The 24,963-nt window shown below is 73.5% G+C and carries 21 protein-coding genes and 5 pseudogenes; 11 read left to right on the top strand and 15 right to left on the bottom strand.

Going from position 1 to position 24,963, the window contains the following annotated elements; genetic code table 11:
- Window position 1: 1 nt before the first annotated feature.
- The 3 genes from QE405_RS20745 to QE405_RS20735 are packed head-to-tail and all read right to left on the bottom strand — an operon-like array spanning window position 2 to window position 3,799.
- Window positions 2-1,063: an ABC transporter permease gene (locus QE405_RS20745; protein WP_307205301.1), complete on the bottom strand. Its 1,062-nt coding sequence runs from the start codon at window positions 1,061-1,063 to the stop codon at window positions 2-4.
- Window positions 1,056-2,699: a sugar ABC transporter ATP-binding protein gene (locus QE405_RS20740; protein ID WP_307205299.1), complete on the bottom strand. Its 1,644-nt coding sequence runs from the start codon at window positions 2,697-2,699 to the stop codon at window positions 1,056-1,058. Before QE405_RS20740 ends, QE405_RS20745 begins: the two co-directional genes overlap by 8 nt.
- Complete coding sequence (locus QE405_RS20735; protein WP_307205297.1) at window positions 2,699-3,799, bottom strand: sugar ABC transporter substrate-binding protein; 1,101 nt, start codon at window positions 3,797-3,799, stop codon at window positions 2,699-2,701. The genes QE405_RS20740 and QE405_RS20735 overlap by 1 nt, the downstream gene beginning before the upstream one ends.
- A gap of 350 nt (window positions 3,800-4,149) precedes the next feature.
- Between QE405_RS20735 and QE405_RS20730 the strand changes: the two genes are divergently transcribed.
- The 5 genes and pseudogenes from QE405_RS20730 (at window position 4,150) to QE405_RS20710 (ending at window position 7,899) form a co-directional block, all read left to right on the top strand.
- Window positions 4,150-4,917: an SDR family NAD(P)-dependent oxidoreductase gene (locus QE405_RS20730; RefSeq protein ID WP_307205295.1), complete on the top strand. Its 768-nt coding sequence runs from the start codon at window positions 4,150-4,152 to the stop codon at window positions 4,915-4,917.
- 133 nt (window positions 4,918-5,050) lie between these two features.
- Window positions 5,051-6,199, top strand: a complete 1,149-nt coding sequence (locus QE405_RS20725; protein WP_307205293.1) for a serine hydrolase domain-containing protein — start codon at window positions 5,051-5,053, stop codon at window positions 6,197-6,199.
- A 3-nt stretch (window positions 6,200-6,202) separates the two neighbouring features.
- A pseudogene (locus tag QE405_RS20720) lies at window positions 6,203-6,346 on the top strand (SDR family NAD(P)-dependent oxidoreductase); the annotation flags it as partial.
- A 40-nt stretch (window positions 6,347-6,386) separates the two neighbouring features.
- On the top strand, window positions 6,387-7,118 hold the full coding sequence (locus QE405_RS20715; protein ID WP_307205974.1) for an SDR family oxidoreductase: 732 nt from the start codon (window positions 6,387-6,389) through the stop codon (window positions 7,116-7,118).
- Between the two features lie 10 nt (window positions 7,119-7,128).
- Window positions 7,129-7,899, top strand: a complete 771-nt coding sequence (locus QE405_RS20710) for an IclR family transcriptional regulator (protein ID WP_307205291.1) — start codon at window positions 7,129-7,131, stop codon at window positions 7,897-7,899.
- Window positions 7,900-7,915: 16 nt separating this feature from the next.
- On the opposite strand, the gene miaB is transcribed toward QE405_RS20710, so the two are convergent.
- Entirely contained in the window at window positions 7,916-9,427 is a 1,512-nt protein-coding gene (gene miaB / locus QE405_RS20705; protein ID WP_307205289.1) for a tRNA (N6-isopentenyl adenosine(37)-C2)-methylthiotransferase MiaB, read from the bottom strand.
- Between the two features lie 150 nt (window positions 9,428-9,577).
- On the opposite strand from miaB, the gene QE405_RS20700 reads away from it, so the two are divergent.
- From QE405_RS20700 to QE405_RS20685, 4 genes are all read left to right on the top strand, one after another.
- Window positions 9,578-10,354 carry an amino acid ABC transporter ATP-binding protein gene (locus tag QE405_RS20700; protein ID WP_373459476.1) on the top strand — a complete coding sequence of 259 codons (777 nt, stop codon included), beginning with the start codon at window positions 9,578-9,580 and terminating at the stop codon, window positions 10,352-10,354.
- 102 nt (window positions 10,355-10,456) lie between these two features.
- A complete protein-coding gene (locus QE405_RS20695; protein ID WP_307205287.1) occupies window positions 10,457-11,362 on the top strand; it encodes a transporter substrate-binding domain-containing protein in 906 nt (301 codons plus the stop codon).
- 88 nt (window positions 11,363-11,450) lie between these two features.
- On the top strand, window positions 11,451-12,149 hold the full coding sequence (locus QE405_RS20690) for an amino acid ABC transporter permease (protein ID WP_307205283.1): 699 nt from the start codon (window positions 11,451-11,453) through the stop codon (window positions 12,147-12,149).
- Entirely contained in the window at window positions 12,146-12,997 is an 852-nt protein-coding gene (locus QE405_RS20685) for an amino acid ABC transporter permease (protein ID WP_307205280.1), read from the top strand. The genes QE405_RS20690 and QE405_RS20685 overlap by 4 nt, the downstream gene beginning before the upstream one ends.
- 28 nt (window positions 12,998-13,025) lie before the next feature.
- Here QE405_RS20685 and QE405_RS20680 read toward each other — a convergent pair whose 3' ends face one another.
- From QE405_RS20680 to QE405_RS20670, 3 genes and pseudogenes are all read right to left on the bottom strand, one after another.
- Window positions 13,026-13,505 carry a hotdog fold domain-containing protein gene (locus QE405_RS20680; protein WP_307205266.1) on the bottom strand — a complete coding sequence of 160 codons (480 nt, stop codon included), beginning with the start codon at window positions 13,503-13,505 and terminating at the stop codon, window positions 13,026-13,028.
- 10 nt (window positions 13,506-13,515) lie between these two features.
- Window positions 13,516-13,857 carry a hypothetical protein gene (locus QE405_RS20675; RefSeq protein WP_307205982.1) on the bottom strand — a complete coding sequence of 114 codons (342 nt, stop codon included), beginning with the start codon at window positions 13,855-13,857 and terminating at the stop codon, window positions 13,516-13,518.
- A 52-nt stretch (window positions 13,858-13,909) separates the two neighbouring features.
- Window positions 13,910-14,326: pseudogene (locus QE405_RS20670) on the bottom strand (methyltransferase domain-containing protein); the annotation flags it as partial.
- Window positions 14,327-14,390: 64 nt separating this feature from the next.
- Here QE405_RS20670 and QE405_RS20665 point away from each other — a divergent pair.
- Complete coding sequence (locus QE405_RS20665) at window positions 14,391-14,876, top strand: MarR family winged helix-turn-helix transcriptional regulator (protein ID WP_307205259.1); 486 nt, start codon at window positions 14,391-14,393, stop codon at window positions 14,874-14,876.
- 325 nt (window positions 14,877-15,201) lie between these two features.
- On the opposite strand, the gene QE405_RS20660 is transcribed toward QE405_RS20665, so the two are convergent.
- The 8 genes and pseudogenes from QE405_RS20660 to rsmI all read right to left on the bottom strand — a co-directional run bounded on the left by QE405_RS20660 (window position 15,202) and on the right by rsmI (window position 23,161).
- A complete protein-coding gene (locus QE405_RS20660; protein WP_307205252.1) occupies window positions 15,202-17,004 on the bottom strand; it encodes an ABC-F family ATP-binding cassette domain-containing protein in 1,803 nt (600 codons plus the stop codon).
- Window positions 17,004-17,957 carry a 4-(cytidine 5'-diphospho)-2-C-methyl-D-erythritol kinase gene (locus tag QE405_RS20655; protein WP_307205250.1) on the bottom strand — a complete coding sequence of 318 codons (954 nt, stop codon included), beginning with the start codon at window positions 17,955-17,957 and terminating at the stop codon, window positions 17,004-17,006. The genes QE405_RS20660 and QE405_RS20655 overlap by 1 nt, the downstream gene beginning before the upstream one ends.
- Window positions 17,954-18,883 (bottom strand): 16S rRNA (adenine(1518)-N(6)/adenine(1519)-N(6))-dimethyltransferase RsmA, encoded by a 930-nt coding sequence (rsmA, locus tag QE405_RS20650; protein WP_307205248.1) that lies wholly within the window; start codon window positions 18,881-18,883, stop codon window positions 17,954-17,956. The genes QE405_RS20655 and rsmA overlap by 4 nt, the downstream gene beginning before the upstream one ends.
- Before the next feature lie 107 nt (window positions 18,884-18,990).
- Window positions 18,991-19,230, bottom strand: a pseudogene (locus QE405_RS21045) (transglycosylase family protein); the annotation flags it as partial.
- A 105-nt stretch (window positions 19,231-19,335) separates the two neighbouring features.
- Window positions 19,336-20,049 (bottom strand): annotated as a pseudogene (locus QE405_RS21040) (ubiquitin-like domain-containing protein); the annotation flags it as partial.
- 462 nt (window positions 20,050-20,511) lie between these two features.
- The gene (locus QE405_RS20640; RefSeq protein WP_307205244.1) at window positions 20,512-21,429 is read right to left on the bottom strand and encodes a TatD family hydrolase; all 918 of its coding nucleotides are present in this window, start codon (window positions 21,427-21,429) and stop codon (window positions 20,512-20,514) included.
- Window positions 21,426-22,280 carry an alpha/beta fold hydrolase gene (locus tag QE405_RS20635; protein WP_307205242.1) on the bottom strand — a complete coding sequence of 285 codons (855 nt, stop codon included), beginning with the start codon at window positions 22,278-22,280 and terminating at the stop codon, window positions 21,426-21,428. Before QE405_RS20635 ends, QE405_RS20640 begins: the two co-directional genes overlap by 4 nt.
- A 34-nt stretch (window positions 22,281-22,314) precedes the next feature.
- A pseudogene (rsmI, locus tag QE405_RS20630) lies at window positions 22,315-23,161 on the bottom strand (16S rRNA (cytidine(1402)-2'-O)-methyltransferase).
- A 24-nt stretch (window positions 23,162-23,185) separates the two neighbouring features.
- Here rsmI and QE405_RS20625 point away from each other — a divergent pair.
- On the top strand, window positions 23,186-24,919 hold the full coding sequence (locus tag QE405_RS20625; protein ID WP_307205240.1) for a dolichyl-phosphate-mannose--protein mannosyltransferase: 1,734 nt from the start codon (window positions 23,186-23,188) through the stop codon (window positions 24,917-24,919).
- Window positions 24,920-24,963 lie beyond the last annotated feature (44 nt).

Below are 24,963 nucleotides of genomic sequence, written 5' to 3'. Positions count from 1 at the left end.
GTCACCGACGCCGGTTGCGTGCGTAGGCGTCGAGCGCGACCGCACCGACGATGATGAAGCCGGTGATGACGGACTCGACGTTGATGTCGAACCCGCGGGACTGCGAGACGTTGCGGATGATCGCGATGATCAGCAGGCCCACGGCCGTGCGCCACACCGCACCCTCGCCGCCGAAGAGCGACGTGCCGCCGATGACCACCGCCGCGATCGCGTCCAGCGCGATCGTGCTGCCGATGTCGGCCTGGCCGACCTGCAGCCGCGAGGCGATGACGCACCCGGCGACGCCGGCGCACGCACCGACGAGGACGTAGGCGCTGGTCTTGAGCAGGCCGACGGGCAGGCCGGCGAGGCGGGCCGCCTCGGCGTTGCCACCCACCGCGTAGAGCGAGCGGCCGTAGACGGTCCGCGAGAGCACGAACCCGCCCACGAGGAACACCAGGGCCAGCACCAGGATGGCCACCGGGACCCCGGCCACCTTGCCCATGCCCAGCCACTCGAAGCCCGGCTCGTTGTTGAGGATGGGCGACGAGTCGGAGTAGAGGAACGCGGCGCCGCCGAAGACCGAGGCCGTGCCGAGCGTCGCCACGAAGGGGTTGACCTTGAGGACGGTCACGAGCAGCCCGTTGACGAGCCCCGCCGTGGCACCGATGGCGACGGCCAGCACGAAGGCCAGCTCCATCGGCAGGGAGAGGGCGAGCTGGGCGAAGAACACCGAGCAGCCGGCGTAGATCGCCCCGACGCTGAGGTCGAAGCCGCCCGAGATCATCACGAACGTCATGCCGACGGCCACGATGCCGATCGTCGCGTTCTGGGCCAGGACGTTCTGCATGTTGCCCCAGGACGTGAAGCCCGGGTACGTCCACTCGGCCCAGCCGACGAGGAGGACGAGCAGCCAGACCATGCCGTACTTGAAGGCGAGGTCGGAGAAGCTGCGGCGACGCCGGCGGGGGGACGGCGCGGCGCCGTCACCCCCCGAGGGCGCGCCGGTCGAGCCGGCGGTCGGGGGCAGCGCGTCGCCGCCGGTGGACGTGCCGGGGCGCAGGGCGGCGGTCAGGTCAGACATGGGTCTCCTCCACGTGGAATGCGGCGTACAAGATGTCGGCGACGGTGTCCTCGACGCTGCGCGCCGCCAGGTCGATGGGGTGCTCGGCGACCACGCGGCCGCTCGACATGACGAAGACGCGCGTGCAGCTCGTCGCGACCTCCTCGAGCTCGGAGGAGACGAGCAGGACGCCCATGCCCTCCGCGGCCAGGCCCTGCAGGGTCGCGAGGATCTCGGCCTTCGCGCCCACGTCGATGCCGCGGGTCGGCTCGTCGGCGAGCAGGAAGCGGGGGCGTCGGTGTCCCCAGCGGGCCAGCAGCAGCTTCTGCTGGTTGCCCCCGGAGAGGTTGCGCGCCGGCTCGTCGAGGCGGCGCACGTCGAACCCGTAGCCCGCGGCCGACTCCCCGGCCGCACGGCGCATCCGCCGCATCGACACGACCGAGGCGGTCGCGACCGCCCCCAGGTCGGAGAGCGTCACGTTCTCCATCGCCGACATGCCGAGCACGAGCCCCTGGGTCTTGCGGTCCTCGGGCAGCAGGGCGATGCCGTGCCGCAGCGCCTGGCGCACCGTGCGGGGCCAGGGCACCTGGCGCCCGTCGATCCACAGCTCGCCCCGCGCCCGGCGGTCGAGACCGGCGAGGGCGCGGAGCACCGAGGAGCGGCCGGCGCCGACGAGACCGCCGATGCCGACCATCTCGCCGCCGCGGACCTCGAACGAGACGCCCTCCCGCGAGCCGGACACGAAGAGGTCCCGGACCCGCAGCCCCGGCTCCTCCGTCGCGGGCGACGACGAGGTCCGGGCGGCCGCGCCCGCGGGATGCCGCGGTGCGGTCGGGACGAGGGGCGCGGACGCCTCGGCCGTCGTGGCCGCGACCTCGGCGAGGGCGGCCTCGGCCGACCGGCCCAGCATCTCGTCGACGAGGGACTGCTTGGTCCACGTCGATGTCGGTCGGCTGGCCCGCAGCCGGCCGTCGCGGAAGACGGTCACGTCGTCGCTGATCGCCAGCACCTCGTCGAGGGCGTGCGAGACGAAGACCATCGTCACGCCCTGGTCGCGCAGGTCGCGCATGAGGGCGAAGAGGGCCTCGCGCTCGCTCGGGCCGAGCGGCGCGGTCGGCTCGTCGAAGAAGATCACCCGCGCCTCGGCGTCGAGGGCACGCATGATCTCGAGCAGCTGCTGCTGCGCCACCGACAGGTCCCGGGCGATCGCGTCGGGCGGCACGTGGACGCCGAGACGGGCCGAGAGCTCGTCGTACCGGCGCCGCATGGCGCGCTCGTCGAGCAACCCGCCCCGCGAGCGCGGCCGGGAGACGAAGACGTTCGCCATCGCCGTCAGCTGCGGGATGATCGTCAGCTCCTGGTAGATCGCGGCGATGCCGGCCTGGCGCGCCGCGCGGGGGCTGCCGAGGGAGACGCGCTCCCCGAAGACCTCGAACTCGCCCGACGTGGGCTCGATCCGGCCCGCGAGGATGCCGAGCAACGTCGACTTCCCGGCGCCGTTCTGGCCGACCAGCGCGTGCACCGTGCCGGCCGTGATCGTCACGTCGATCCCGGCCAGGGCGACGGCGGCGCCGAACGTGCGGCCCACCCCGTGGGTGCGGATGGCCGCCGCGTGCGCGGTCGCCGGGGCGAGGGTCGAGGCCTCCGGGGTGCCCATCAGGACTCCGGCTCGAAGTCGGCCGCGGTGTCCTCGGTGATCACGAAGAAGCCCGTCTCGGGGTCGGCACCCTCGGGCAGCGGCGCGCCGCTGTTCGGGTAGAAGCGCTCGACCTCCTCGCCCGCGAAGGCCTGGCCCAGGACCTCGACGGCCTTGCGGACGATGGTGCGGGGATACTCCGGCGCGGTGGCCTCGATCGTCCCGGCGGCGAGCTGCTCGAAGGAGTACTCCGACGAGCCCTTGTCGTAGATCTTCACGTCGCCCTGGAGGCCGGCGGCCTCGACCGCCTGCACGGCGCCCTGCGTCAGGGTGACGTACGCCGAGAAGATGATGGTGGCGTCGGGGTGCGCCTGCAGCAGCGAGGTGGCCTTCTCGTTGCCGTCCGGGATCGAGTAGTCGGTGTTCGCCTCGCCGACGATCTCGAGCTCCGGGTGCTCCGCCGTGACCTTCTCGATCGCGGCGTCGAGGTTGATGGTGATGCCGATGTTGTCGGGGCCCTTGAGGACGACCATCTTCTGCTCGCCCGGGTTCTCCGCGATCACGTACTCGAGGTAGTCGGTCCAGTAGTCGACGGTGTCGACGCCGCCCAGGTAGGTGAGCGTGCCGGGCTGCCACAGCTCCTCGCCCTCGTTGGTCGTGCGGCCGCACAGCGCCGTCGTCATCGCGACGACGACGATGTCGTTCTCGGGGGCCACCTGGGAGGCGACGTTGCAGTTGAGGTTCGAGTCGAGCGAGGGCAGCAGGATCGCGTTGTACTGCCCGCCCTGCACGATGTTGGTCAGCGCGTTGAACTGGGTGGTCGGGTCGAACTTCCCGTCGAAGACGGTGTAGGTCGCGCCGTCGATGTCGGCGACCGCGTCCTCGACCTCGTCGATCTGCGCCTGCAGGTAGCTGTTGTTGGTGCCGGGGAGCACCACGGCGATCCGCGGCGGGCCCGAGACGGTGACCGTCTGGTCGCCGAGGTCGATCTCGACCTGCTCGCCACCCGAGGCGGCCGCACCCGTCGTGCCGGGACCGCGGCTGCAGCCGGCGACGAGCGTGCAGGTCGCCAGGACCGCGAGGCCGGCGGCCGCGGGCTTGCGGAGTCGTGCGTGCGTCATCGTGTTGCCTTTCTGGTGGTGGTGCGGGGCCGCCGAGCCACGTCCGGGGGTCGGGCCGGCGGCGCCCGTGGGCCGCAGCACCCCGAGTGCTGAGGGGTCCCGGTGGGCCGGGGGGCCGGCGGCGGCGTGCTGCTGCTGTCGGCCGGGTGAAGGATGGGCAGGCCGCGATCGGCTTGGCACGCGTCCACTTCCGTCTGACGGAAGCCCGGTGTGGCTCCCGTCACGCCCGTCGCCGAAGGTTCGGGGGTCGGCGGCACGACGTCGCCCGACCCTGCACGACGGCCCGCGACACCGCGCGGCACCGAGGCGGGAGACCACCGCGGAGCAGCCGCGAGAAGGAGACCAACGACATGGCCGAGCAGCCGGGGACCGTCGTCGTGACGGGCGCAGCGAGCGGCATCGGAGAGGCGACCGTGCGGCTCCTGCACGCCCGGGGCCACGCCGTCGTGCTCGTCGACCGCGACGCCGCGGGACTCGACCGGGTCGCCGCCGACCTGGGGGGCGACCGGCTCCGCGTCGTCCCGGCGGACGTGGCGGCGGAGGCCGACGTGGCGGCCTACGACCGTGCGGCGGTCGAGGCCTTCGGCCGGTACGACGGCGTGTTCCTCAACGCGGCCGTGCCCGGGCGGTTCGCGAGCCTGGCCGACACCGAGGTCGAGGAGTTCGACCGCGTCGTGGCGGTCGACCTGCGGGGCGTCTTCCTCGGGCTGCGCGCGGCCCTGCGGCACTTCGCCTCGCGTCCCGGGGGCGGTCGGATCGTCACGACCTCCTCGGTCGCCGGGCTCACCGCGGGCACCGGCCTGGCGGCGTACACCGGCGCCAAGCACGGGGTGATCGGCCTGACCCGCGTCGCCGCCGTGGAGGGGGCGCCGCTCGGCGTCCGTGCCAACTGCCTGGCCCCCGGCATGACCGACACCCCCCTCCAGGCGCCCCTCAAGGAGTTCCACGGCGAGAGCGGCGCCGGCGCGATGGTCGCCGGCGTCCCCCTGGGACGCCTCGGCCAGCCGAGCGAGGCGGCCGAGCTGGCGTGCTTCCTCCTCGGCCCCGAGGCCGGCTACCTCACCGGCGCCGTGATCCCGATCGACGGCGGCGCCCTCGCCGCCAGCCCGCTGGGCTGACCCGCCCACCCCACCCCACGTCCGACACGTCCGACACGTCCGACCAGGAGACGACATGACCCTTACCGCACCCCCCGCCGCACCCGACCGGACGCCGCCCGCGAGCCCCGCCCCCCGCGGCACCACCAGCGGCATGAGCAACCGCCAGCTGCACCGCCTGACCTCGGCGATCGAGGCCGACATCGAGCGCGGGCTCTACCACGGCGCCGTCGTGAAGATCGCCCGTCACGGCGAGGTCGTGCTCGACACCGCGCTCGGCAGCACCGACGTCACCGCCGGGCGCCACGCGAGCCGCAGCGACGTGTTCCGCGTGCTCTCGGTGTCGAAGGCGCTGACGAACACCCTCGTCTACAACGCGATCGACCGCGGCCTGCTGTCGTTCAACACCCGCGTCGTCGACGTGATCCCCGAGTTCCTGGGGCACGACCGCTTCCTGGCCGCCAACAAGGAGCGCGTGACCCTCGGTCACCTCCTGACCCACCGCGCCGGGATGGTGGTCACCCCCGAGCCGCTGCCCTACCGCCGCCTCGGCGACCTCAGCGACGTGGTTGCCGCCATCTGCGAGCTGCCCCTGGCCGCCGTGCCCGGCAGCGTCGTCAACTACTCCCCCGCGCTCAACCACGCGCTCATGGGCGAGATGTGCCGCCGGGTCAACGGCGACGCCCGCTTCAGCGACTCGATGCAGCGCGAGGTGCTGGACCCGCTCGGCATGACCGACACCGCCTTCGGCCTGCCCGAGCGGCTCGCGTCCCGGATCGTCCCGATCCGCGCGGTCTTCGGCGAGGAGGGCTGGCTGACGGCCTCCGACCTCGAGATCCTCAACGAGGTGATCGACGGCGACGCCGAGATGCCGTGGGTCGGCTCCGTCACGACCGCGCACGACCTGTTCCTGCTGGCGGAGATGTACCGCCGCAACGGCCTCGACGAGTCCGGCGAGCCGCTGCTCTCGCGGGCCGTGATCGACAAGGTCACCCGGGTGCAGACCGGCGACGAGCCCAACGACCTCTACCGCCGCATCGCGGAGGCTCGCGGCTGGGAGGTCGGCCCGGGCAACCTCGGGTTCGGGTTCGCGCTGTCCGGCACGGGCGTGGCCCCCTCGTTCTTCGGCACGATGACGTCCCCGCGGACCTTCGGCAACTACGGCGCCGGCTCGACGCTCTTCTGGGTCGACCCCGAGAACGACGTCACGTTCGTCTGCCTCACGGCGGGCGCCATGGAGGAGGGCGACAACGTCCTGCGCTTCCAGCGGCTGTCCGACCTCGCGATCTCCGCGGTGGTGTGAGCCGTGCGTGAGCTCGACGGGCGGTCCGCCCTCGTCACCGGGGGCGCGAGCGGCATCGGTCTGGCCATCGCCGCCGCGCTCCTCGGGGAGGGCATGTCCGTGGCGGTCGCCGACCACAGCGAGGAGCACCTCGCCGAGGCCGAGCGCCTCCTCGGCGCGGCGGCGCCCCCGCCCGGGAGCCGTCGTCCTGCACCGGTTGGACGTGACGGACCGTCCCGGCTTCGCCGCGGTCGCGGACCGGGTCGAGGAGCAGCTGGGCGGGATCGACCTGCTGGTCAACAACGCGGGCGTCGGGCTCTCGGCCCCCATGAGCACGGCCGGTTTCGACGACTGGGACCGCATGCTGGCCGTCAACCTGGGCGGCGTCGTGAACGGCGTCGTCACCGTGGTGCCCCGGATCCGGCGCCACGGTCGTGGCGGCCACGTGGTCAACACCGCGTCCATGGCGGGGCTGATCCCGATGCTCGACGCGGGAGGGATCTACACGACGACCAAGTTCGCGGTGCGCGGGCTGAGCGCCTCGCTGCGCCTCGCGCTGGCGCCCGACCGCATCGGCGTCACCTGCCTGTGCCCGGGGCTGACCCGCACCCGCATCCTCGACCCGGTCGGCGGGGCCGACGCCCCGGCAGGTACGCCGACCTTCGACGCCACCCGGGACCCGGTGAACGCCGAGTTCGCGCTCGCGCAGGGGAGCGCCATGGACCCGGCCGTGCTGGCGGCCTGCGTCGTGGACGCCGTCCGCGCGAACGACGCCTACGTCATCGCGCACGCCGAGTTCGACGACGAGCTCGACGCGCTGCACGCCGAGGTGCTCGCCGCGGTGCGGCACGACGTGCCCGTCGCGCCCGGTCGCCGCGCGGTCGAGGAGCGCCGCCGGGCCCTCGTCGACGAGGTCAAAAACAGCATCGCGACCGGGTGATCCTGGCACGATGACCGGTGTGACCCAGGTCTCCTCTCCCCCGGATGCGCCGGGCCGCGGCACCGTCACCATGCGGGCGCTGTCGCTGCTGGGCGCCTTCGACGAGCGCCACCGCCGCCTGACGCTCACGGAGATGGCCGGGCGCGCGGGGCTCCCCGTGCCCACGGCCCACCGGCTGGTGGCGGACCTGGTCGCCTGGGGTGCGCTGACGAGGGACCCCGAGGGCCGCTACGTGGTGGGACGTCGCCTGTGGGACCTCGGGATGCTCTCGCCCGTGCAGCGCGGCCTGCGCGACGTGGCGTCGCCCTACCTGCACGACCTCTACGGGACGACGCGGGCGACCGTGCACCTCGCCGTGCGCGAGCGCCACCACGCGCTCTACCTCGACCGGTTGGCCGGACACTCCTCCGTGCCCGTCGTCAGCTCGGTCGGGGGGCGCCTGCCCCTGCACGCGACCGGGGTCGGCAAGGTGCTGCTCGCGCACGCCCCCGAGCAGGTGCGCGAGGAGGTGATGGCCTCGTTGCAGCGCCTGACCGCCTACACGATCACCCAGCCGGCCCGGCTGCGCACGCAGCTCGACCAGGTGGAGCGCAACGGCTACGCCGTGACCTACGAGGAGATGACGCTCGGCGCATGCTCCCTGGCGGTGCCCGTGCGACGCCACGGCACGGTCGTCGCCTCGATCGGCATCGTGCTGCCGCGCCTCGAGGCCAACCACGCGCGCCACGTCACGGCGCTGGAGGTCACTGCCCGCGGGATCGGGCGCGGGCTCGAGCGCTGAGCGGCGGCTGACCGCCTCAGCGCACCGCGCACGCGTCGACGACGACCGGCAGCGGCGCCGGCTGGCCGACGGTCGGCATGCCGAGCGAGACGCCCGTGGGCGCGGGCGGCTCGGCCGTGCGGCGCTCCCACGCGTCGCCGGCCCGCGTGCGGCGCACCGCCAGCACGGGCCCGTCGGCGACGAGGTGGTGGGGCGCGCCGTACGTGACCTCGACCTCGACCATGTCGCCGGGCCGCGGCACCTGGCCGTCGACGAGCGAGAAGTCGGCGGCGAAGTGCACGAGCCGGTTGTCGGGGGCACGGCCGGACAGGCGGGAGGTCGCGGCGTCCTTGCGGCCCTCGCCCTCGGCGACCATCAGCTGGAGGCGGCGGCCCTCGAGGCGCCGGTTCTCCTCCCACGCGATCTCGTTGACGAGCGCGACGAGGCGCTCGTAGCGCTCCTGCACGACCGCCTTGGGGATCTGGTCCTCCATGGTGGCGGCGGGGGTGCCGGGGCGGGTGGAGTACTGGAACGTGAACGCGCCGGAGAAGCGCGACGCGCGGACCACGTGGAGGGTGTCCTCGAAGTCCGCCTCGGTCTCGCCGGGGAAGCCCACGATGATGTCGGTGGTGATCGCGGCGTCGGGGATCGCGGCGCGGACCCGCTCGATGATGCCGAGGAACTTCCTCTGCCGGTAGGACCGACGCATCGCCTTGAGCACCGTGTCGGAGCCCGACTGCAGCGGCATGTGGAGCGACGGCATGACGTTGGGCGTCTCCGCCATCGCCTCGATGACGTCGTCGGTGAACTCGGCCGGGTGGGGCGAGGTGAACCGCACGCGCTCGAGGCCCTCGATCTCGCCACAGGCCCGCAGCAGTTTCGAGAACGCCTGGCGGTCGCCGAACTCGACGCCGTACGCGTTGACGTTCTGCCCCAGCAGCGTCACCTCGGTGACGCCCTCCGCGACGAGCGCCTCGATCTCGGCGAGCACGTCGCCGGGCCGCCGGTCCTTCTCCTTGCCGCGCAGGCTCGGCACGATGCAGAAGGTGCAGGTGTTGTTGCAGCCGACCGAGATCGACACCCACGCGGCGTAGGCCGACTCCCGCTTCGTCGGCAGCGTCGAGGGGAAGACGTCGAGGCTCTCGAGGATCTCGACCTGCGCCTCCTCCGCCACCCGCGCCCGCTCGAGCAGCACGGGGAGCGACCCGATGTTGTGGGTGCCGAAGACGACGTCGACCCAGGGGGCCTTGCGGGTGATCTCGCCGCGGTCCTTCTGCGCGAGGCAGCCGCCGACGGCGATCTGCATGCCCGGCCGGCGCGCCTTCACCGGCGCGAGGTGGCCGAGGTTGCCGTAGAGCTTGTTGTCGGCGTTCTCCCGCACGGCGCAGGTGTTGAGCACGACGACATCGGCGTCCTCGCCGGCCGGGGCCTTCACCATGCCGGCGTCCTCGAGCAGGCCGGTCAGGCGCTCGGAGTCGTGCACGTTCATCTGGCAGCCGAACGTGCGGACGTCGTAGGTGCGCGGGGCGGGCGTGGCGGTCTCAGGCATGACCGTCCCAGGGTACGGCGCGGAACGGCCCCCCGCCGAGTCGGGAATGCCCGCCGTACCCCGACCTACGGTCACGAATAGATCCCGATTGGCACCAACGGACCAGGGAGACTGGCCCGAAAGGACCATGCGGCACTAGGTTCCCGCGGCATGACGACGCTGGAGAAGGGCCCGGCGCCGGCGGGCCAGGGCGAGCCCCTGGTCGTGCTGTCGGGCGTGCAGAAGTGGTTCGGCCAGCTCCACGTGCTGCAGGACATCGAGCTGACGGTGCACCGCGGCGAGGTCGTCGTGGTCATCGGCCCGTCGGGCTCGGGCAAGTCGACGCTGTGCCGCACCATCAACCGCCTGGAGACGGTCGGCGAGGGCACCATCACGCTCGACGGCCAGCCGCTCCCCCAGGAGGGCAAGGCGCTGGCGAACCTGCGGGCCGAGGTCGGCATGGTGTTCCAGAGCTTCAACCTCTTCGCCCACAAGACCATCCTCGAGAACGTGACGCTGGGCCCCGTCAAGGTGCGCGGCCAGTCGAGGGCCGACGCCGAGCGCAAGGCCCGCGAGCTCCTCGACCGGGTGGGCGTCGGCCACCAGGCGGACAAGTACCCCGCCCAGCTCTCCGGCGGCCAGCAGCAGCGCGTCGCCATCGCCCGCGCGCTGGCGATGGAGCCCAAGGTCATGCTCTTCGACGAGCCGACCTCGGCCCTCGACCCGGAGATGATCAAGGAGGTCCTCGACGTCATGGTCAGCCTCGCGCAGGGCGGCATGACGATGATCGTGGTCACCCACGAGATGGGCTTCGCCCGCACGGCCGCCGACCGCGTCGTGTTCATGGCCGACGGCCAGATCGTCGAGGAGAACACCCCCGAGGAGTTCTTCACCAACCCGCAGAGCGAGCGGGCCCGCGACTTCCTCGGCAAGATCCTCAAGCACTGACCTGCGCCTGACCTGCACCTGACCTGATCCGGCGCATTCCCGCGCCGCGACCCACCCACCGGATCGATCTGCTCCCCACCGAGGGGGAGCGAGGAGGAACAGATGCGACTCAAGAGGATGATGGCCGCGGCTTCGGGCGTGGTGCTCGCCGCGTCCCTGGCCGCCTGTGGCGACGCCGGCAGCGACGACGACGCCGTGGGCGGTGCCGACACCACCGTCGAGGCCGACGACGACTGCGACGGCAAGTTCGAGGAGGGCTCGCGCATGGCCGAGCTCGCCGACGCGGGCGAGATCAACGTGGGCGTGCGCTTCGACCAGCCGGGCCTCGGCTTCAAGGGCACCAACGACGACCTGCCGCGCGGCTTCGACGTCGCGATCGCGAAGCTGCTGATCGCCGACCTGTGCATCGACCCGGACGACACCAGCAAGGTGACCTACGAGGAGACCATCTCCGACAACCGCGAGCCCTACCTGCAGTCGGGCCGCGTCGACCTGGTCGCCGCGTCGTACTCCATCACCGACGCCCGCCGCGAGCTGGTCGGCCAGACGGGTCCCTACTTCGTCACCGGCCAGCAGGTGCTGGTGCCCGAGGACAGCGACGTCGAGTCGATCGAGGACCTCCAGGGCGAGGAGGTCTGCTCGGCGTCCGGCTCGACCTCGCTCGAGAACGTCACCGAGGCCGGCGCGGTCGGCGTCCCCGCGGACACCTACAGCCTCTGCGCCGAGCAGGTCGCGGACGGCACCGTGCCCGCGATGTCGACGGACGGCTCGATCCTGCTGGGCCTCGCGGCGCAGTACGACGGCGCGCTGAAGGTCGTCGGTCCGGAGTTCTCCGAGGAGCGCATCGGCATCGGCTACAGCCTCGAGCGGCCCGAGATGTGCGAGTGGATCAACGGCGTGCTCGAGGAGTCCTTCGAGGACGGCTCGTGGGCGGACGCCTTCGAGGAGACCCTCGGCGCCTCGGGTGCCGAGACCCCCGAGCCCCCGACGCTCGACTCCTGCTCCTGATCCACCTCCCCCCGCGGCCACTGGCCCGGGACGGCGCCCTGCCGTCCCGGGCCGGTGGGCGCCGAGGCCCTGACCCCCGAGGAGCCGCATGACCGCGATCACCGAGAACTACCAGGCGATCGTCATCAGCTTCGTCACCGCGATCCTGCTGTTCGTCGTCTCCGGCATCGGCTCGCTCGTGCTCGGCACCTTCCTGGCCGCCCTGCGGGTGGGACCGGTCGCCGTCATGCGCCGGGCCGCCGGCGTCTACGTCACGTCCGTGCGCAACATCCCGCTGCTGGTCGTGCTGCTGTTCCTCTACTACGCGGGACCGAAGATCGGTGTGACCTTCCGGTTCGTCGACATCGTCGTCCCCACCGGGTGGGGCGACATCCGCATGACCAACGCGTTCGCGACGGCCGTGGTCGGCCTGACGCTCTACACGTCGTGCTTCGTCTGCGAGGCCATCCGCTCCGGCATCAACGCCGTGCCGGTGGGCCAGGCCGAGGCGGCCCGGGCGATCGGCCTGCCGTTCTCCGGCGTCATGCGCCAGGTCGTGCTGCCCCAGGCGTTCCGCGCCGCGCTGCCGCCGCTGGCGAGCACCCAGATCGCCCTGCTGAAGAACACGACGGTGGCGATCGCCATCACGGTGCTCGAGACGGCCTACCAGCTCAAGCAGCTCACCGACGCCAACCCCGGCGACCGGTGGTGGCTGCTCGCCGTGTTCGCCGGCGGCTTCGTGCTGCTCGTCGAGGTCGTGTCCTTCGCCAGCAACCGCATGGAACGACGTTGGAGGGTCGCGCGATGAGCACGAGTGTCCTGTTCGACGCCCCCGGTCCGAAGACCGTCCGGCGGCACCGTCTCTACACGGTCCTGACCGTCGTCGGCCTCCTCGCCCTCCTGGGGCTGGTGGGCTGGCGCCTCGCCTCGAGCGGTCAGCTCGAGGGCGACAAGTGGGAGGTCTTCGTGACCCCCGCCTACCTGGAGCGCATCCTCGTCGACGGCGTCCTCGAGACGCTGAAGATGGCCGCCGGCGGGATCGTGGGCGCCGTGGTGCTCGGCCTCGTGCTCGGCATCGGCAAGCTGTCGGACCACGCCGTCGTGCGGGTCCCGTCGTGGGCGCTCGTGGAGTTCTTCCGCGCGGTCCCCGTGCTGATGCTGATGATCTTCTTCTTCTCGGTCTACGGCATCTACAACGGCGACTCCGGCCCGTTCTGGTGCGTCGTCTGGGCGCTGTCGCTCTACAACGGCGCCGTGCTCGCCGAGGTGTTCCGCGCGGGCATCCTGGCGGTGCCGGCCGGGCAGGCGGAAGCGGCGTACGCCATCGGCATGCGCAAGACCCAGGTCGTCTGGATCATCCTGCTGCCCCAGGCCGTGAGGATCATGATCCCGGCGATCATCAGCCAGTGCGTGGTGACGCTGAAGGACACGAGCCTCGGCTACGCGATCGCGGCGCCGGGCCTGACCGCGCTGGCGCGGCCGCTCTACCTGGAGTTCCAGAACCACGTGCCCGTGTTCCTCGTGATCGCGGCCATCTACCTCGTGCTCAACCTGCTGCTCACCGCGCTGGCCAACGTCGTGCAGCGACGCTTCGTCGGCGAGAAGAAGCAGCTGGAGGTGTCGGCCGTGGGGACGGCCGACCAGCGCACCGTCTGAGCGGTCGCCGGGTGACGCCGGAGGGGCCTCAGCGCTTCTTCGGCGTCACCCAGAGCCGGATCACGCCCTCGATGACGACCTCGCCGTCGGCCCGCACGCCGCGCACGCGCACCGGCAGGTCCGGGTCGTCGCCCGTCCACTGCTCCGGGTCGGTCTCGGCGATGCAGCGGATGTCGCTGTCGGCCTTCGCCGTGTAGGCCACGTCCATCCCCTTGGGGATCCAGCGCTTGTCCGCCGGGATCGTGGCCTCCGCGAGCGCACCCATGGCGGCCTCGAGGCCGTTGCACAGTGCGATCGCGTGCACCGTGCCGATGTGGTTGTGCACGCCGCGCCGCTTCGGGATGAGCAGCTCCGCGTAGTTGGGCCGCAGCTCGGTGAACCGCGGCCGGATAGTCGCGAAGTAGGGCGCCTTCTGCGCGAACGCCAGCGAGAACACCCGCTTCCCCACGACGGACCCGACGACGGGCAGCTGCGTGGTCTGCTTCCAGAGGTTCAGCACGGCGGACATGACGCGAACCTTACTGCTCGGTAACCACGCCGTCCACACGCCGCGCGACGACGAAGACCCGCCGGAACGGGAGCACGACGGCGGGCTCCCCGCCGACCTCCGTGGTGGGGTACGCCGCCCGCAGGAGCTCCCCCAGCTCCGCCCGGAACCGTGCGCGCAGGTCGGGCGGCAGCGCCTCGAGCGTGGGCCGGGCCCCGGTCGAGCCGATCCAGGTCAGCACCGGGTCCACCCCGCGGAGCACGTGCAGGTAGGTGGTCTCCCAGGCGTCGACCTCCGCACCCGCGGCCGCCAGCACGCCGAGGTAGGTGGCGGCGTCGTGCGCCGCCGGGTCGGCCACGCCGGCGGTGAACATGGCGTACGGGCGCGGTCCCCGCCAGCTCGCGCCGCAGCACGTGGCTCGGCTCGTCGACGTTGCCCGGCACCGAGAACGCGAGCGCGCCCCCGGGCGCCACCTGCGCGAGCAGGCCCGGCAGGAGCTCGAGGTGCCCCGGCACCCACTGGTACGTCGCGTTGGAGAGCAGCACGTCGACGGGGGCCGGAGCGGTCCAGGTGCGGACGTCGCCGAGCTCAAAGGAGAGGCCCGGCACGTCGGCGTGGTCGCGCCGGGCGCGCTCGAGCATCTCGGGCGAGGAGTCGACACCGACGACGGTGGCCTCGGGCCAGCGGCGCCCGAGCAGCGCGGTGAGGTTGCCGGGCCCGCACCCGAGGTCGACGACGCGCCGCACCCGATCGGCCTCGACGGCGATGCGGGCCAACAGCTCGCCGTACGGGCGGCCGCGCTCGTCGGCGTAGGTCAGGTAGTCGCTCGGGTCCCAGGCCATGCCGACCACGGTCCACCCCAAACATCTTGATGTCAAGATTCTCGATCGCGGCTACGATGCCGCCATGCGGGACGAGGTGGACGACCTGGTGGAGGCGTGGGCGCGCGAGCGTCCCGACCTCGACCTCGGTCCCGTCGAGGTGTTCAGCCGGATCAGCCGGCTCTCCAAGCACCTCGACCTCGCCCGGCGCCGGGCCTTCGCGGAGCACGGCATCGAGACGTGGGAGTTCGACGTGCTGGCGGCGCTGCGTCGCGCGGGCGAGCCCTACGAGCTCTCCCCCGGCCGCCTCCTGCGCGAGACGCTCGTGACGAGCGGGACGATGACCAACCGCGTCGACCGCCTCGTCGCCCGCGGCCTCGTGGAGCGCCTGCCCGACCCCCACGACCGCCGCGGCGTGCTCGTGCGGCTCGCCGCCGAGGGCAGGACCGCGGTCGACAACGCCTTCGCCGCGCTGGTCGACGCCGAGGCCGCGCTGCTCGCCGAGCTCCCCGCACCCGAGCGCGACGCCCTCGCCGGACTGCTCCGGGAGCTCATGCGGCCGTTCCGCTGAGGGTCGCTGCGTCGGGGGTTGCTCCGGTCCGGGTGGGTCCGGGTGGGTCCGGGCCGGTCCCGAAATGGGACCTTGGTGCGCCTCGCTGGCCGCCGGTCCGGCCCCAGCCGCACATTTCGCGCCTCGGCGAGCCCGGCTAGCCAGTTACCGCACCGGCAGGCTCGGCCCGGGTGGGTCCGGGTGGGTCCGGGTGGGTTCGGGCCGGTCCCGAAATGGGACCTTGGTGCGCCTCGCTGGCCGACGGCCCCGCACCAGCCGCACATTTCGCGCCCCAGCCAGCCCAGCCCGGGCCCAGCCAGCCCAGCCAGCCCGGACCCAGCCAGCCTCAGCCCAGCAGCTCGGCGGCCTCGAGCCACTCGAGCTCGAGCTCGTCGCGCTCGTCGGCCAGCGCCTGCAGGCGCGTCCCGATGTCGGCGAGCCGCTCGTAGTCGGCCGCGTGCTCGACCGCCTCGGCGTTGAGCGCCGCCTCGTCGGCGGCGATGCGCGCGAGGCGCTTCTCCACCCGCGCGACGGTCTTCCGCGCGGCACGCTCCTCGGCGCTACCGGACTTCGCACCGCGGGCAGGGGCACCGGCCGAGGGAGCACCGGCCGAGGGAGCAGCAGGAGAGTCGGGCACCGCGCCCTTCGCCGACGTCGACGCGGCCCGCCGCTCGAGGTACTCGTCCACGCCCCGCGGCAGCATGGACAGCTGCCCGTCGCCGAGCAGCGCCCAGACGGAGTCGGTCGCCCGCTCGAGGAAGTACCGGTCGTGGCTCACCACGAGCAGCGTGCCGGGCCAGCCGTCGAGGAAGTCCTCGAGCACCTGGAGGGTCTCGATGTCGAGGTCGTTGGTGGGCTCGTCGAGGAGCAGCACGTTGGGCTCCTCGAGCAGCAGGCAGAGCAGCTGGAAGCGCCGGCGCTCCCCACCGGAGAGGTCCCCGATCCGCGCGGTGAGCCGGTCGCCGGTGAACCCGAACCGCTCGAGCAGGGACGTCGCGGTGATCTCGCCGTCGGCCGTCGTGGTGACCCGGCGGATCGACTCCACCGTCGGCAGCACGCGGGCGGTCGGGTCGAGGTCGTCGAGCTGCTGGGTGAGGTGGGCGAGCGCGACCGTGCGGCCGGTCTTCACCTTGCCCGCGTCGGGAGCGAGCGCCCCCGCGACGAGCGAGAGCACCGAGGTCTTGCCGGCACCGTTGACACCGACGATGCCGACCCGGTCGCCCGGCCCGAGCCGCCAGGTGGCGTCGCGGAGCAGCACCCGGTCGCCCCGGCGGAGGTCGACGTGCTCGAGGTCGACGACGTCCTTGCCGAGCCGCTGGGTCGCGAACTTCTGGAGCGCCAGGGAGTCGCGCGGCGGCGGCTCGTCCTCGATGAGGGCGTTGGCGGCGTCGATGCGGAACTTGGGCTTCGACGTACGCGCGGGGGCACCCCGCCGCAGCCACGCCAGCTCCTTGCGGGCGAGGTTCGCGCGCCGCGACTCGACCGCGGCGGCCACGCGGGCGCGCTCGGCGCGGGCGAGGGTGAACGCGGCGTACCCGCCCTCGTAGACGTCCACCACCCCGTCGTGGACCTCCCAGGTCCACTGGCAGACGGCGTCGAGGAACCAGCGGTCGTGGGTGACGACGAGCAGCGCGGACGACAGCCCGGCGACGTGCTGCGCGAGCCAGGCGACGGCCTCGACGTCGAGGTGGTTGGTGGGCTCGTCGAGCACGAGCAGGTCGTGCTGGTCGAGCAGCAGCGCGGCCAGCGCGCACCGCCGCCGCTCGCCGCCGGAGAGCCCCGCGACGGGACGGTCGAGCTCGACGCCGGCGAGGAGCACCTCGACGACCTCGCGGGTCGTGGCGTCGGCGGCCCACTCGTGGTCGGCCCTGCCGGCGAGCACCGCCTCGCGCACGGAGTGGGTGTCGTCGAGCCGGTCCCCCTGGTGCAGGTGCCCGACGAGGAGGCCGCGCGTCTGCGACACGCGGCCGCTGTCCGGCTCCTCGGTGCCCGTGAAGACGTTGAGCAGCGTCGACTTGCCGTCGCCGTTGCGGCCGACGACGCCGATCCGCTGGCCCTCGCCGATGCCGAGCGAGACCTCCGACAGCAGCGGTCGCACACCGAAGGACTTCGAGACCTTCTCGAGGTTGACGAGGTTGGGGGCGGCCATCAGACGTACTCCACACGATGGGCACCGGCCACCGGGCCGGTGGCGACGAGCACGACGTCGTACGACGCCTGCAGGCGCGCGGCGACCTCCCGCGCCTCGTCGGGCGAGCCGCAGAGGAAGACGCAGGTGGGGCCCGAGCCGGAGACGATGCCCCGCAGCGCCCCGGCGGCCTCGCCGTCGGCCAGCACGTCGGCCAGCTCGGGACGCAGGTCGAGCGCGGGGGCCTGGAGGTCGTTGTGCAGCACCGCGGCGAGCGTGACCGGGTCCTGCGAGGCGAGGGCCGCGATGACGCGGTCGGGCACGACGACGGACTCCTCCGCGTCGGGCCGCATCCGGTCGAAGTGCTGGTAGACGCTCGGGGTCGACAGGCCCAGCGCCTGCGGGACGACGACCCACCACCAGGCGGCGTCGGCGATGGCGGGGTCGCTGTAGGGCGTGACCTGCTCCCCGCGCCCGACCCCGGCCGCGGTGCCCCCGAGCAGGGAGAACGGGACGTCGCTGCCCAGCTCCGCGGCGATCGCGAGGAGCGCCTCGTCGGGCGTGCCCAGGTCGTGGAGGCGGTCCAGCGCCACGAGCGCGGCGGCCGCGTCCGCGGACCCGCCCGCGAGCCCGCCGGCCACGGGCACGGCCTTGGCGATCTCGACGTCGGCCCGCAGCGTGCGTCCGTGGTGGGCGCCGAGGAGCTGCGCGGCCCGGTGCACCAGGTTGGTGCCCGGGGCGAGCGGTACGGCGCCGGCGTCGACGTGGTCGGCGGCGTGCAGCGCGAGCCGGACCGGGTTCGTGCCGGAGCCGCCCGGCCGCGCGGTCAGGTCGTCGTAGAGCCCGATCGCCTGGTAGACGGTCGCCACGGGGTGAAAACCGTCGGGGCGGGCCGCGCCGACGGCGAGGTAGAGGTTGATCTTGGCGGGCGCGCGCACCGTGACCGCCGTCGTCGCTCGGCTGCGGCTGCTCACGCGCGGCTCCTGCGGCTCGGTCCGGCCGCACCGGCGGGCGCCAGCGCGCCGGTCGCGACGAGCGCGTCGGTGAGGGCCGCGAACTGCTCGACCTCGAGCTGCTCCCCGCGCACCGTGGCGGCCAGCCCGGCCTGGGCGAACGCCGCCTCGAGCCGCTCCGCCGCGCCCTCGCCGGACGCCGACGTCATCGGTCGCAGCGCCGCCCGCAGCGTCTTGCGGCGCTGGGCGAAGGCGGCGTCGACGACGCGGAACACGTCCTCGCGGGTGGCGACGGCCGCCGGGGGCTCCCGCCGCGTCCAGGCCACGAGGCCCGAGTCGACGTTGGGCGCGGGCCAGAAGACGTTGCGTCCGATGGCGCCGGCGCGGCGCACGTCGGCATACCAGGCCGCCTTCACCGACGGCACGCCGTAGGTGCGCGAGCCGGGCCCGGCCGCGAGCCGGTCGGCGACCTCGGACTGCACCATGACGAGCCCGCGCTCCAGCGACGGCAGGAGCGCCATGAGGTGGAGCAGCACCGGGACGGACACGTTGTAGGGCAGGTTCGCGACGAGCGCGGTGGGCGGCGGTCCGGGGACCTCCTCGACCCGCATCGCGTCGGCCAGCACCACCTCGAGGGTGTCGGCCTGCGCGGGCGCGTGCTCCGCGATGGTGGCCGGCAGCCGCTCGGCGAGCAACGGGTCGACCTCGACGGCGACGACGCGGCGTACGGCGCCCAGCAGCGCCAGCGTGAGCGAGCCCAGGCCGGGACCGACCTCGACCACCACGTCCTCGGGCCCCACGCCGGACTCGCGCACGATGCGGCGCACCGTGTTGGGGTCGATGACGAAGTTCTGGCCGCGCTGCTTCGTGGGCCGCAGGTCGAGCTCCGCGGCGAGCCGACGGACGTCGGCGGCGCTGAGGAGGCGGGGCTCGCCGGGGTCGGTCACGGGGCTCACCCTACTGACGCCGGATGCGGACGAGCCGCCGCGGTCGCCCGGTCGGGCGTCCACGGCGGCTCGTCGGTCGTGCCGGGGTCGTGCGGTGGAGCGGGTGATCAGCGCGGCAGGCCGAGCTTGCTCGCGCAGCCGGGCCACGCGCCGTACCCACCGCGGTCGTCGCGCACCTTGGTGGCGATGCGGATCTGCTCGGACCGGCTGTTCTCGTGCGGGTAGCCCGAGCCGCCGTAGGCGCGCCAGGTCTGCAGGTTGAACTGCAGGCCGCCGTAGTAGCCGTTGCCCGTGTTGATGGCCCAGTTGCCGCCCGACTCGCACTGCGCGAGGCGGTCCCAGTCGGTCGAGCCGGACTCGAAGTTGCTGCCACCGGCGGGGGCGGACGAACCGGACGAGCCGGACGAGCCGGACGAGGTGGACGGCTCCGGCTCGGGCTCCTTGGTGCCCACGCGGATGCGCTCGGTGACGGGGGCCGTCGTGACCTCGCGGGAGAGCTCGGTGCGCTCGACGGTGCTGCCGTTGCGGAAGACGACGCGGTAGGTCACGTCGGCGGCGCCGTCGCGGCCCTCCTGCTCGATCTCGCGCTCGCCCTTCTCCAGGGTCGCGTCGTTGACCTCGACGGTGTCGTAGGGCACGCGCTGGCCCTCGACGGTCGCCTCCTGCGCGGTCCAGCGGACCACGGTGATGGTCTGGCCGTCGGTGACGGTGCTGTCGAGCGCCGGGTCGACGGCGTCGGTCTCGGAGACCTCCACCCCCATCTGCTCGAGCACGTCCGCGACGGTCGTCGCCGCGACGCGCTCCTGCACCGGGTCGTCGAGGCCGACGACGACGGTGAGCGTCTTCGGGGTGACCAGCTCGAGGGCGAGGCCCTCGCGGTCGATCGACGCGCTGCGGCTCACCGAGACGGTGGCGGCGTCGTCGACGCCGAGCTCCGTCAGGGCGGCGTCGACGTTGGTCGCCAGCACCCAGCGGGTCTGGGACTCGCCGTCGACGGTCAGCTCGAGCGGCCGCGCGTAGCGGACGTCGACCTTGGTGCCGTCCTCGACGGACTCGTCGACGCTGGGGACGACGCGGTCGCGCTCCCCGACGTCGATCGACTCCGACTCGAGGACGTCGCCCACCGTGCCTCCGAAGACGGTGACCGTGCGCTCCTGCCCGTCCACCGAGAGGGTGACGGACTTGCCGAGCGCGGCGTAGCCGGCGGTGGTGCCAGCCACCGCCAGCACCACGACCGCGACCAGCGCGATGACGAACCCCCGACTGCGGACGAGCCGGGCGAGATCGCCTCGGCTGCCCAGGACACTGTTGAGCTGCACGCTTCTCCGAACGACGTGGTTCCCGGTTCACGAGCGTCGGCGCACCGCTGGGCCGCGACGTGCCACCGGCGAGCAGGCCGCAGGGGTCTCCTGCCGCGCCTCGTCGGGAACCGTCGGGATCCAGTCGGGTCGACTGAGGAAGTAGCGGGGATCGGAACGCGGTTGTCTGTCCGCGCCCGGCCCGCGAGCCGCACCCTGCGCCGGTCGGTGTGGATGCCCGATCCCGGCTGACAAGACCCCGACCGTAGCCGAGATCGGAGGAGCCTCCAATCCCCCGTGCACAGGGTCACGTCCCTCCCCCGGCCGAGCTCACCCGCTCGTGCGGCCCCAGGAGCCCCCGAACGCACGCTCGGTCGAGGCGTCCACCGCGGCGCACAGCTCGCCCAGGTCCTCGCCCCGCACCTCGGCCATGACGCGCATCGTCAGCGGCACGAGGTACGACGCGTTGGGGCGCCCGCGGTAGGGCACGGGCGTCAGGTACGGCGCGTCCGTCTCCACCAGCACCCGGTCCTGGGGCGTCACGGCGAGCGCCTCGCGCAGCGGCTCGGCGTTCTTGAAGGTGACCGTGCCCGCGAAGGAGAGGTGCGCACCCCGGTCGAGGCAGGCGCGCGCGAAGTCGGCGTCCCCGGAGAAGCAGTGCATCACCCAGCGGTCGGGCGCGCCCTCGGCGTCGAGCACGTCGAGCACGGCCGCGTGCGCGTCGCGGTCGTGGATGACGAGCGTCTTGTCGAGCCGCTTGGCGATCGCGATGTGGCGGGCGAAGCTCTCGCGCTGCGCGTCGGCGCCGTCGGGACCGGTGCGGAAGAAGTCGAGCCCCGTCTCCCCCACCGCCCGCACGTCGGCGTGTGCCCCCGCCAGCCGCTCGATCTCGTCGAGCGCCTCGTCGAGCCGGCCGGCCGCGGCCAGGCGCGGCGCCTCGTTGGGGTGGAGTGCCACCCCGGCGACGAGCGCGTCGTACCGCTCCGCCGCGGCGACCGCCCACCGCGCCCCCTCGAGGTCGCAGCCGATCTGCACGATGCGGGGGACGTTCACGGCCGCGCTCGCCGCGAGCGCGGCGTCGACCTCCACCCACGCCCCGTCCGGGCCGTCGGCGATGTCGAGGTGGCAGTGGTTGTCGACGACCGGGTGCGGGAGCGGCTCCGGGGCCGGGGGGCGGGAGCGGTCACGGCGTGAGCCCTGCTCGGTGGCCGCGGCCCGCGAGCGGGTGGGTCGGTCGGGGTCGGTCACCCGACGCTCCCCACGCGCTCCAGCACCGCCTCGGCCAGGGCCTCCGGAGCGTGCTCGGGCACCCAGTGGCTCACGCCCTGCAGGACGACGAGCTCGTACGGCGCGTCCACGTAGTCCGCCGCCAGCTCCACGCCGGCGCGGTCGACCGCCGTGTCACCGTCGCTCCACACGAGGGTCGTGGGCACCCGGACGCGCGCCGAGAACGAGCCGCGGGCGGCCAGCGGCAGCGCCCGGTAGTAGCTGATGGCGCCCGGGAACGCGCCGTGGTCGAGGATCTCGGTGCGGAACCGGGCCACGTCCTCCTTCGTCATGCCGGCCGAGCGCAGCACGCGCTCGAGGGCCTCCGGCCGGCGGCCGGCCAGCAGCTCGGGGAAGAAGGGCAGCTGGAAGGCGCCGATGTACCACGACTTCAGCAGCTGCGGCCCCCGCAGCCCGCCGCGCACGAAGGCGCCCGTGGGCGGCACCGAGACGGCGGTGAAGGTGCGCAGGCGGTCGGGGTACGCCGCGGCGACGCCCCACCCGATCACCGCGCCCCAGTCGTGGCCGACGAGGTGGACGCGCTCGCCCGCCGGGCCGAGCGCGTCGAGCAGCGCCCGGACGTCGCCCGCCAGGTGCTGCACGGTGTAGTCGCGCCGGCGGGTCGGACGCGCACCGGGCGAGTAGCCCCGCTGGTCGGGCGCGACGGTGCGGTAGCCGTGCGCGTGCAGGAGGGGGGCCACGCGGCGCCAGGAGGAGGCCCGCTGCGGGAACCCGTGGAGGAGCACGACGACGTCCCCGTCGATCGGGCCCGAGTCCTCGACGTCGAAGGTCAGGCCCTCGTGGACGAACGACGTGACGCGCGCGGGAGGCATGGGGCCGACCCTAGCGGGGGCGCGGATCGACCGGTCACCCCTTGTGCACCACGTCGTACACGACGCGCTTGGGCACGCCGGCGGCGTCGGCGACGTCGCGGATGGCGTCCTTGCGCGTCGCGCCCGCGGCCTCGGCCTCGGCCACGGCGGCCCGCAGGCTGTCCGGGTCGGAGGCGACGGACGCACCGGGCGTGGCGCCCTGCACGACGAGCGTCACCTCCCCGCGCACCCCCTCGGCGGCCCAGGAGACCAACGAGGCGAGGCCGCCGCGGCGTACCTCCTCGTGGGTCTTCGTCAGCTCCCGGCAGACGGCGGCGGGGCGGTCGTCGCCGAACGCCTCCGCGAGCGCCGCGAGCGCCGCGTGGGTGCGGTGCGGCGCCTCGAAGAACACCATCGTGCGCTCCTCGCGGGCGAGCGCGGCGAGGCGGCGGCCCCGCTCGCCCGCCTTGCGCGGCAGGAAGCCCTCGAAGCAGAAGCGGTCGACGGGCAGCCCGGAGACGGCGAGCGCGGTGAGCACGGCGGACGGGCCCGGCACGGCGGTGACGGGCACGTCGGCCTCGACGCAGGCGGCCACGAGCCGGTAGCCCCGGGTCGGACACGCTCGGCATCCCCGCGTCGGTCACCAGCAGCACGCGCTCGCCGGCGAGCAGCGCCTCGAGCAGCACGGGGGTGCGGGCGGTCTCGTTGCCCTCGAAGTAGGACACCACCCGCCCGGTCAGCTCCACCCCGAGGTCGGTGGTCAGGCGCCGCAGCCGGCGCGTGTCCTCCGCGGCGACCACATCGGCCCGGGCGAGCTCCGCGACGAGGCGCGGGGGCGCGTCGTCCCGGCGCCCGATCGGGGTACCCGCCAGCACCAGCACGCCGCTCCCGTCTCCGCTCACGCCCCGATCGTAGAGTTCACCCCCGTGACCTCGCCGATCCTCGCCCGCGCCAGGGAGCGGGCGGGACGAGCCGTGGCCCCGCCCGCGGTCACCCGCGCGCTCGCCGGCTGGTCGACGCGCTGGGGCGGCTGGCTGCCGGCGCTCGGCGTATTCGCGTTGGCGCTCGGGATGCGGCTGTGGCACCTCGGCACGCCGCGGGAGTTCTCCTTCGACGAGACCTACTACGCGAAGCACGCCTGGTCGCTGCTCAACCTGGGCTACGTGCGGGACTACCCGGACGACGCCAACGACCGGATCCTCGGCGGCGACCTCGACGCGTGGTCCGACGAGCCCGAGCTGATCGTGCACCCCGAGGTCGGCAAGTGGGCGATCGCGCTCGGCATCCGGCTCTTCGGCATGGACCCCTTCGGCTGGCGCTTCTCCGCCGCCGTGGCGGGCGCCCTGCTCGTGCTCGTGCTGTGCCGCCTCGTGCGCCGCATGACCGGCTCGACGATGCTCGGGCTCGTGGCCGGGGTCCTCCTGGCCTTCGACGGCATGCACTTCGTGCTGTCGCGCCTCGCACTGCTCGACATCTTCCTGGCCCTCTTCATCACCTGCGGCGTCGCCTGCGTCGTCAACGACCGCTTCTGGCTGCGCGCGCGGCTCGCGCACCTCGTGCCGGAGCGGCCCGACGACCCCACCGCCCGGCTCGACCCGCTCGACGGCACGGCCCGCTGGGCCGCCTGGGGTCCGGTACGACGCCTGCTCTGGCGCCCGTGGCTGCTCACGGGCGGCGTCATGTGGGGCCTGGCCGTCGGCACGAAGTGGACGGCGCTCTACCCGCTCGCCGCCTTCGGCGTCCTCGTGTGGGTCTGGAGCGCCGGCGCGCGCCGGATGTTCGGCGTACGCCGCTCCCTCCTCCGCGCCGCCCTCACCGACGGGCTGCCGGCGTTCGGCTACCTCGTGCTGGTCGCGTTCGCGACGTACGTGCTCAGCTGGACCGGCTGGCTCATCCACGCCGACCAGGAGGAGGCGGCGTTCTCCTCGACGCAGTACACGCAGTTCGTGGCGCCCGCCGCGGACTGCGACGGCCAGGCGGAGACCGACCCCTCGAAGCGCTGGCCGACCGCGACCGAGCCGGACGCCTCGGGCCTCGGCGAGGTGGTGCAGTCGCTGCGGTCGCTCTGGTACTACCACGAGGACGTCTACACGTTCCACACGCAGTACCCCCCCCTGAACTGCTCCACCCACCCCTACCAGTCCGACCCGCGCGGCTGGCTGCTGCTCAACCGGCCCGTCGGCGTCCACGCCGAGAACGACATCGCACCCGGGGCCCAGGGCTGCGACGCGGCACCGGACTCGTCCTGCCTGCGCCAGGTGCTCATCCTCGGCACGCCGGTGCTGTGGTGGTCCGGCGCGGTCGCGCTCGCCTTCGCGGCCCTCATGTGGCTGGGCGCCCGCGACTGGCGCTACGGCGTCGCCGTCGTCGGCGCGCTCTCGACGTGGGTGCCGTGGTTCTTCAACGACGACCGCCCGATCTTCATCTTCTACGCGATGGCGATCCTGCCGTTCATCGTCATCGCCCTCACGCTCGCGCTGGGGCAGCTGATCGGCCGGTCCCGCGTGCCCACACCGCGCCGCACGGTCGGTGTCGTCGTGGCGGGTGCCGTCGTCGTGCTGGTGATCGTGAACTTCGCGTGGTTCTACCCGATCTACACCGCCGAGCTCCTCACCCGTGGCGAGTGGCTCGACCGGATCTGGTTCGACCGCTGGATCTAATCGCGCGTCGTGGCCCCAGCGGGCCATTTTCCGTGGCGCTGGGG

Origin of the sequence: Nocardioides zeae (genome assembly GCF_030818655.1) — a bacterium.
GTDB lineage: Bacteria > Actinomycetota > Actinomycetes > Propionibacteriales > Nocardioidaceae > Nocardioides > Nocardioides zeae_A.
This window is presented reverse-complemented; position numbering and strand designations above follow the sequence as displayed.

What these genes read in the sequence shown, in the direction of transcription:
- QE405_RS20685 (WP_307205280.1), top strand. Translation starts at nt 12,146, where the DNA reads ATGAGCACGAGTGTCCTGTTCGACGCCCCCGGTCCGAAGACCGTCCGG.
- QE405_RS20730 (WP_307205295.1), top strand. Translation starts at nt 4,150, where the DNA reads ATGGCCGAGCAGCCGGGGACCGTCGTCGTGACGGGCGCAGCGAGCGGC.
- QE405_RS20710 (WP_307205291.1), top strand. Translation starts at nt 7,129, where the DNA reads ATGACCGGTGTGACCCAGGTCTCCTCTCCCCCGGATGCGCCGGGCCGC.
- QE405_RS20740 (WP_307205299.1), bottom strand. Translation starts at nt 2,699, where the DNA reads ATGGGCACCCCGGAGGCCTCGACCCTCGCCCCGGCGACCGCGCACGCG.
- QE405_RS20635 (WP_307205242.1), bottom strand. Translation starts at nt 22,280, where the DNA reads ATGCCTCCCGCGCGCGTCACGTCGTTCGTCCACGAGGGCCTGACCTTC.
- QE405_RS20700 (WP_373459476.1), top strand. Translation starts at nt 9,578, where the DNA reads ATGACGACGCTGGAGAAGGGCCCGGCGCCGGCGGGCCAGGGCGAGCCC.
- QE405_RS20660 (WP_307205252.1), bottom strand. Translation starts at nt 17,004, where the DNA reads ATGGCCGCCCCCAACCTCGTCAACCTCGAGAAGGTCTCGAAGTCCTTC.
- QE405_RS20745 (WP_307205301.1), bottom strand. Translation starts at nt 1,063, where the DNA reads ATGTCTGACCTGACCGCCGCCCTGCGCCCCGGCACGTCCACCGGCGGC.
- QE405_RS20725 (WP_307205293.1), top strand. Translation starts at nt 5,051, where the DNA reads ATGAGCAACCGCCAGCTGCACCGCCTGACCTCGGCGATCGAGGCCGAC.
- miaB (WP_307205289.1), bottom strand. Translation starts at nt 9,427, where the DNA reads ATGCCTGAGACCGCCACGCCCGCCCCGCGCACCTACGACGTCCGCACG.
- QE405_RS20665 (WP_307205259.1), top strand. Translation starts at nt 14,391, where the DNA reads ATGCGGGACGAGGTGGACGACCTGGTGGAGGCGTGGGCGCGCGAGCGT.
- QE405_RS20675 (WP_307205982.1), bottom strand. Translation starts at nt 13,857, where the DNA reads ATGTTCACCGCCGGCGTGGCCGACCCGGCGGCGCACGACGCCGCCACC.
- QE405_RS20695 (WP_307205287.1), top strand. Translation starts at nt 10,457, where the DNA reads ATGCGACTCAAGAGGATGATGGCCGCGGCTTCGGGCGTGGTGCTCGCC.
- QE405_RS20680 (WP_307205266.1), bottom strand. Translation starts at nt 13,505, where the DNA reads ATGTCCGCCGTGCTGAACCTCTGGAAGCAGACCACGCAGCTGCCCGTC.
- QE405_RS20735 (WP_307205297.1), bottom strand. Translation starts at nt 3,799, where the DNA reads ATGACGCACGCACGACTCCGCAAGCCCGCGGCCGCCGGCCTCGCGGTC.
- QE405_RS20690 (WP_307205283.1), top strand. Translation starts at nt 11,451, where the DNA reads ATGACCGCGATCACCGAGAACTACCAGGCGATCGTCATCAGCTTCGTC.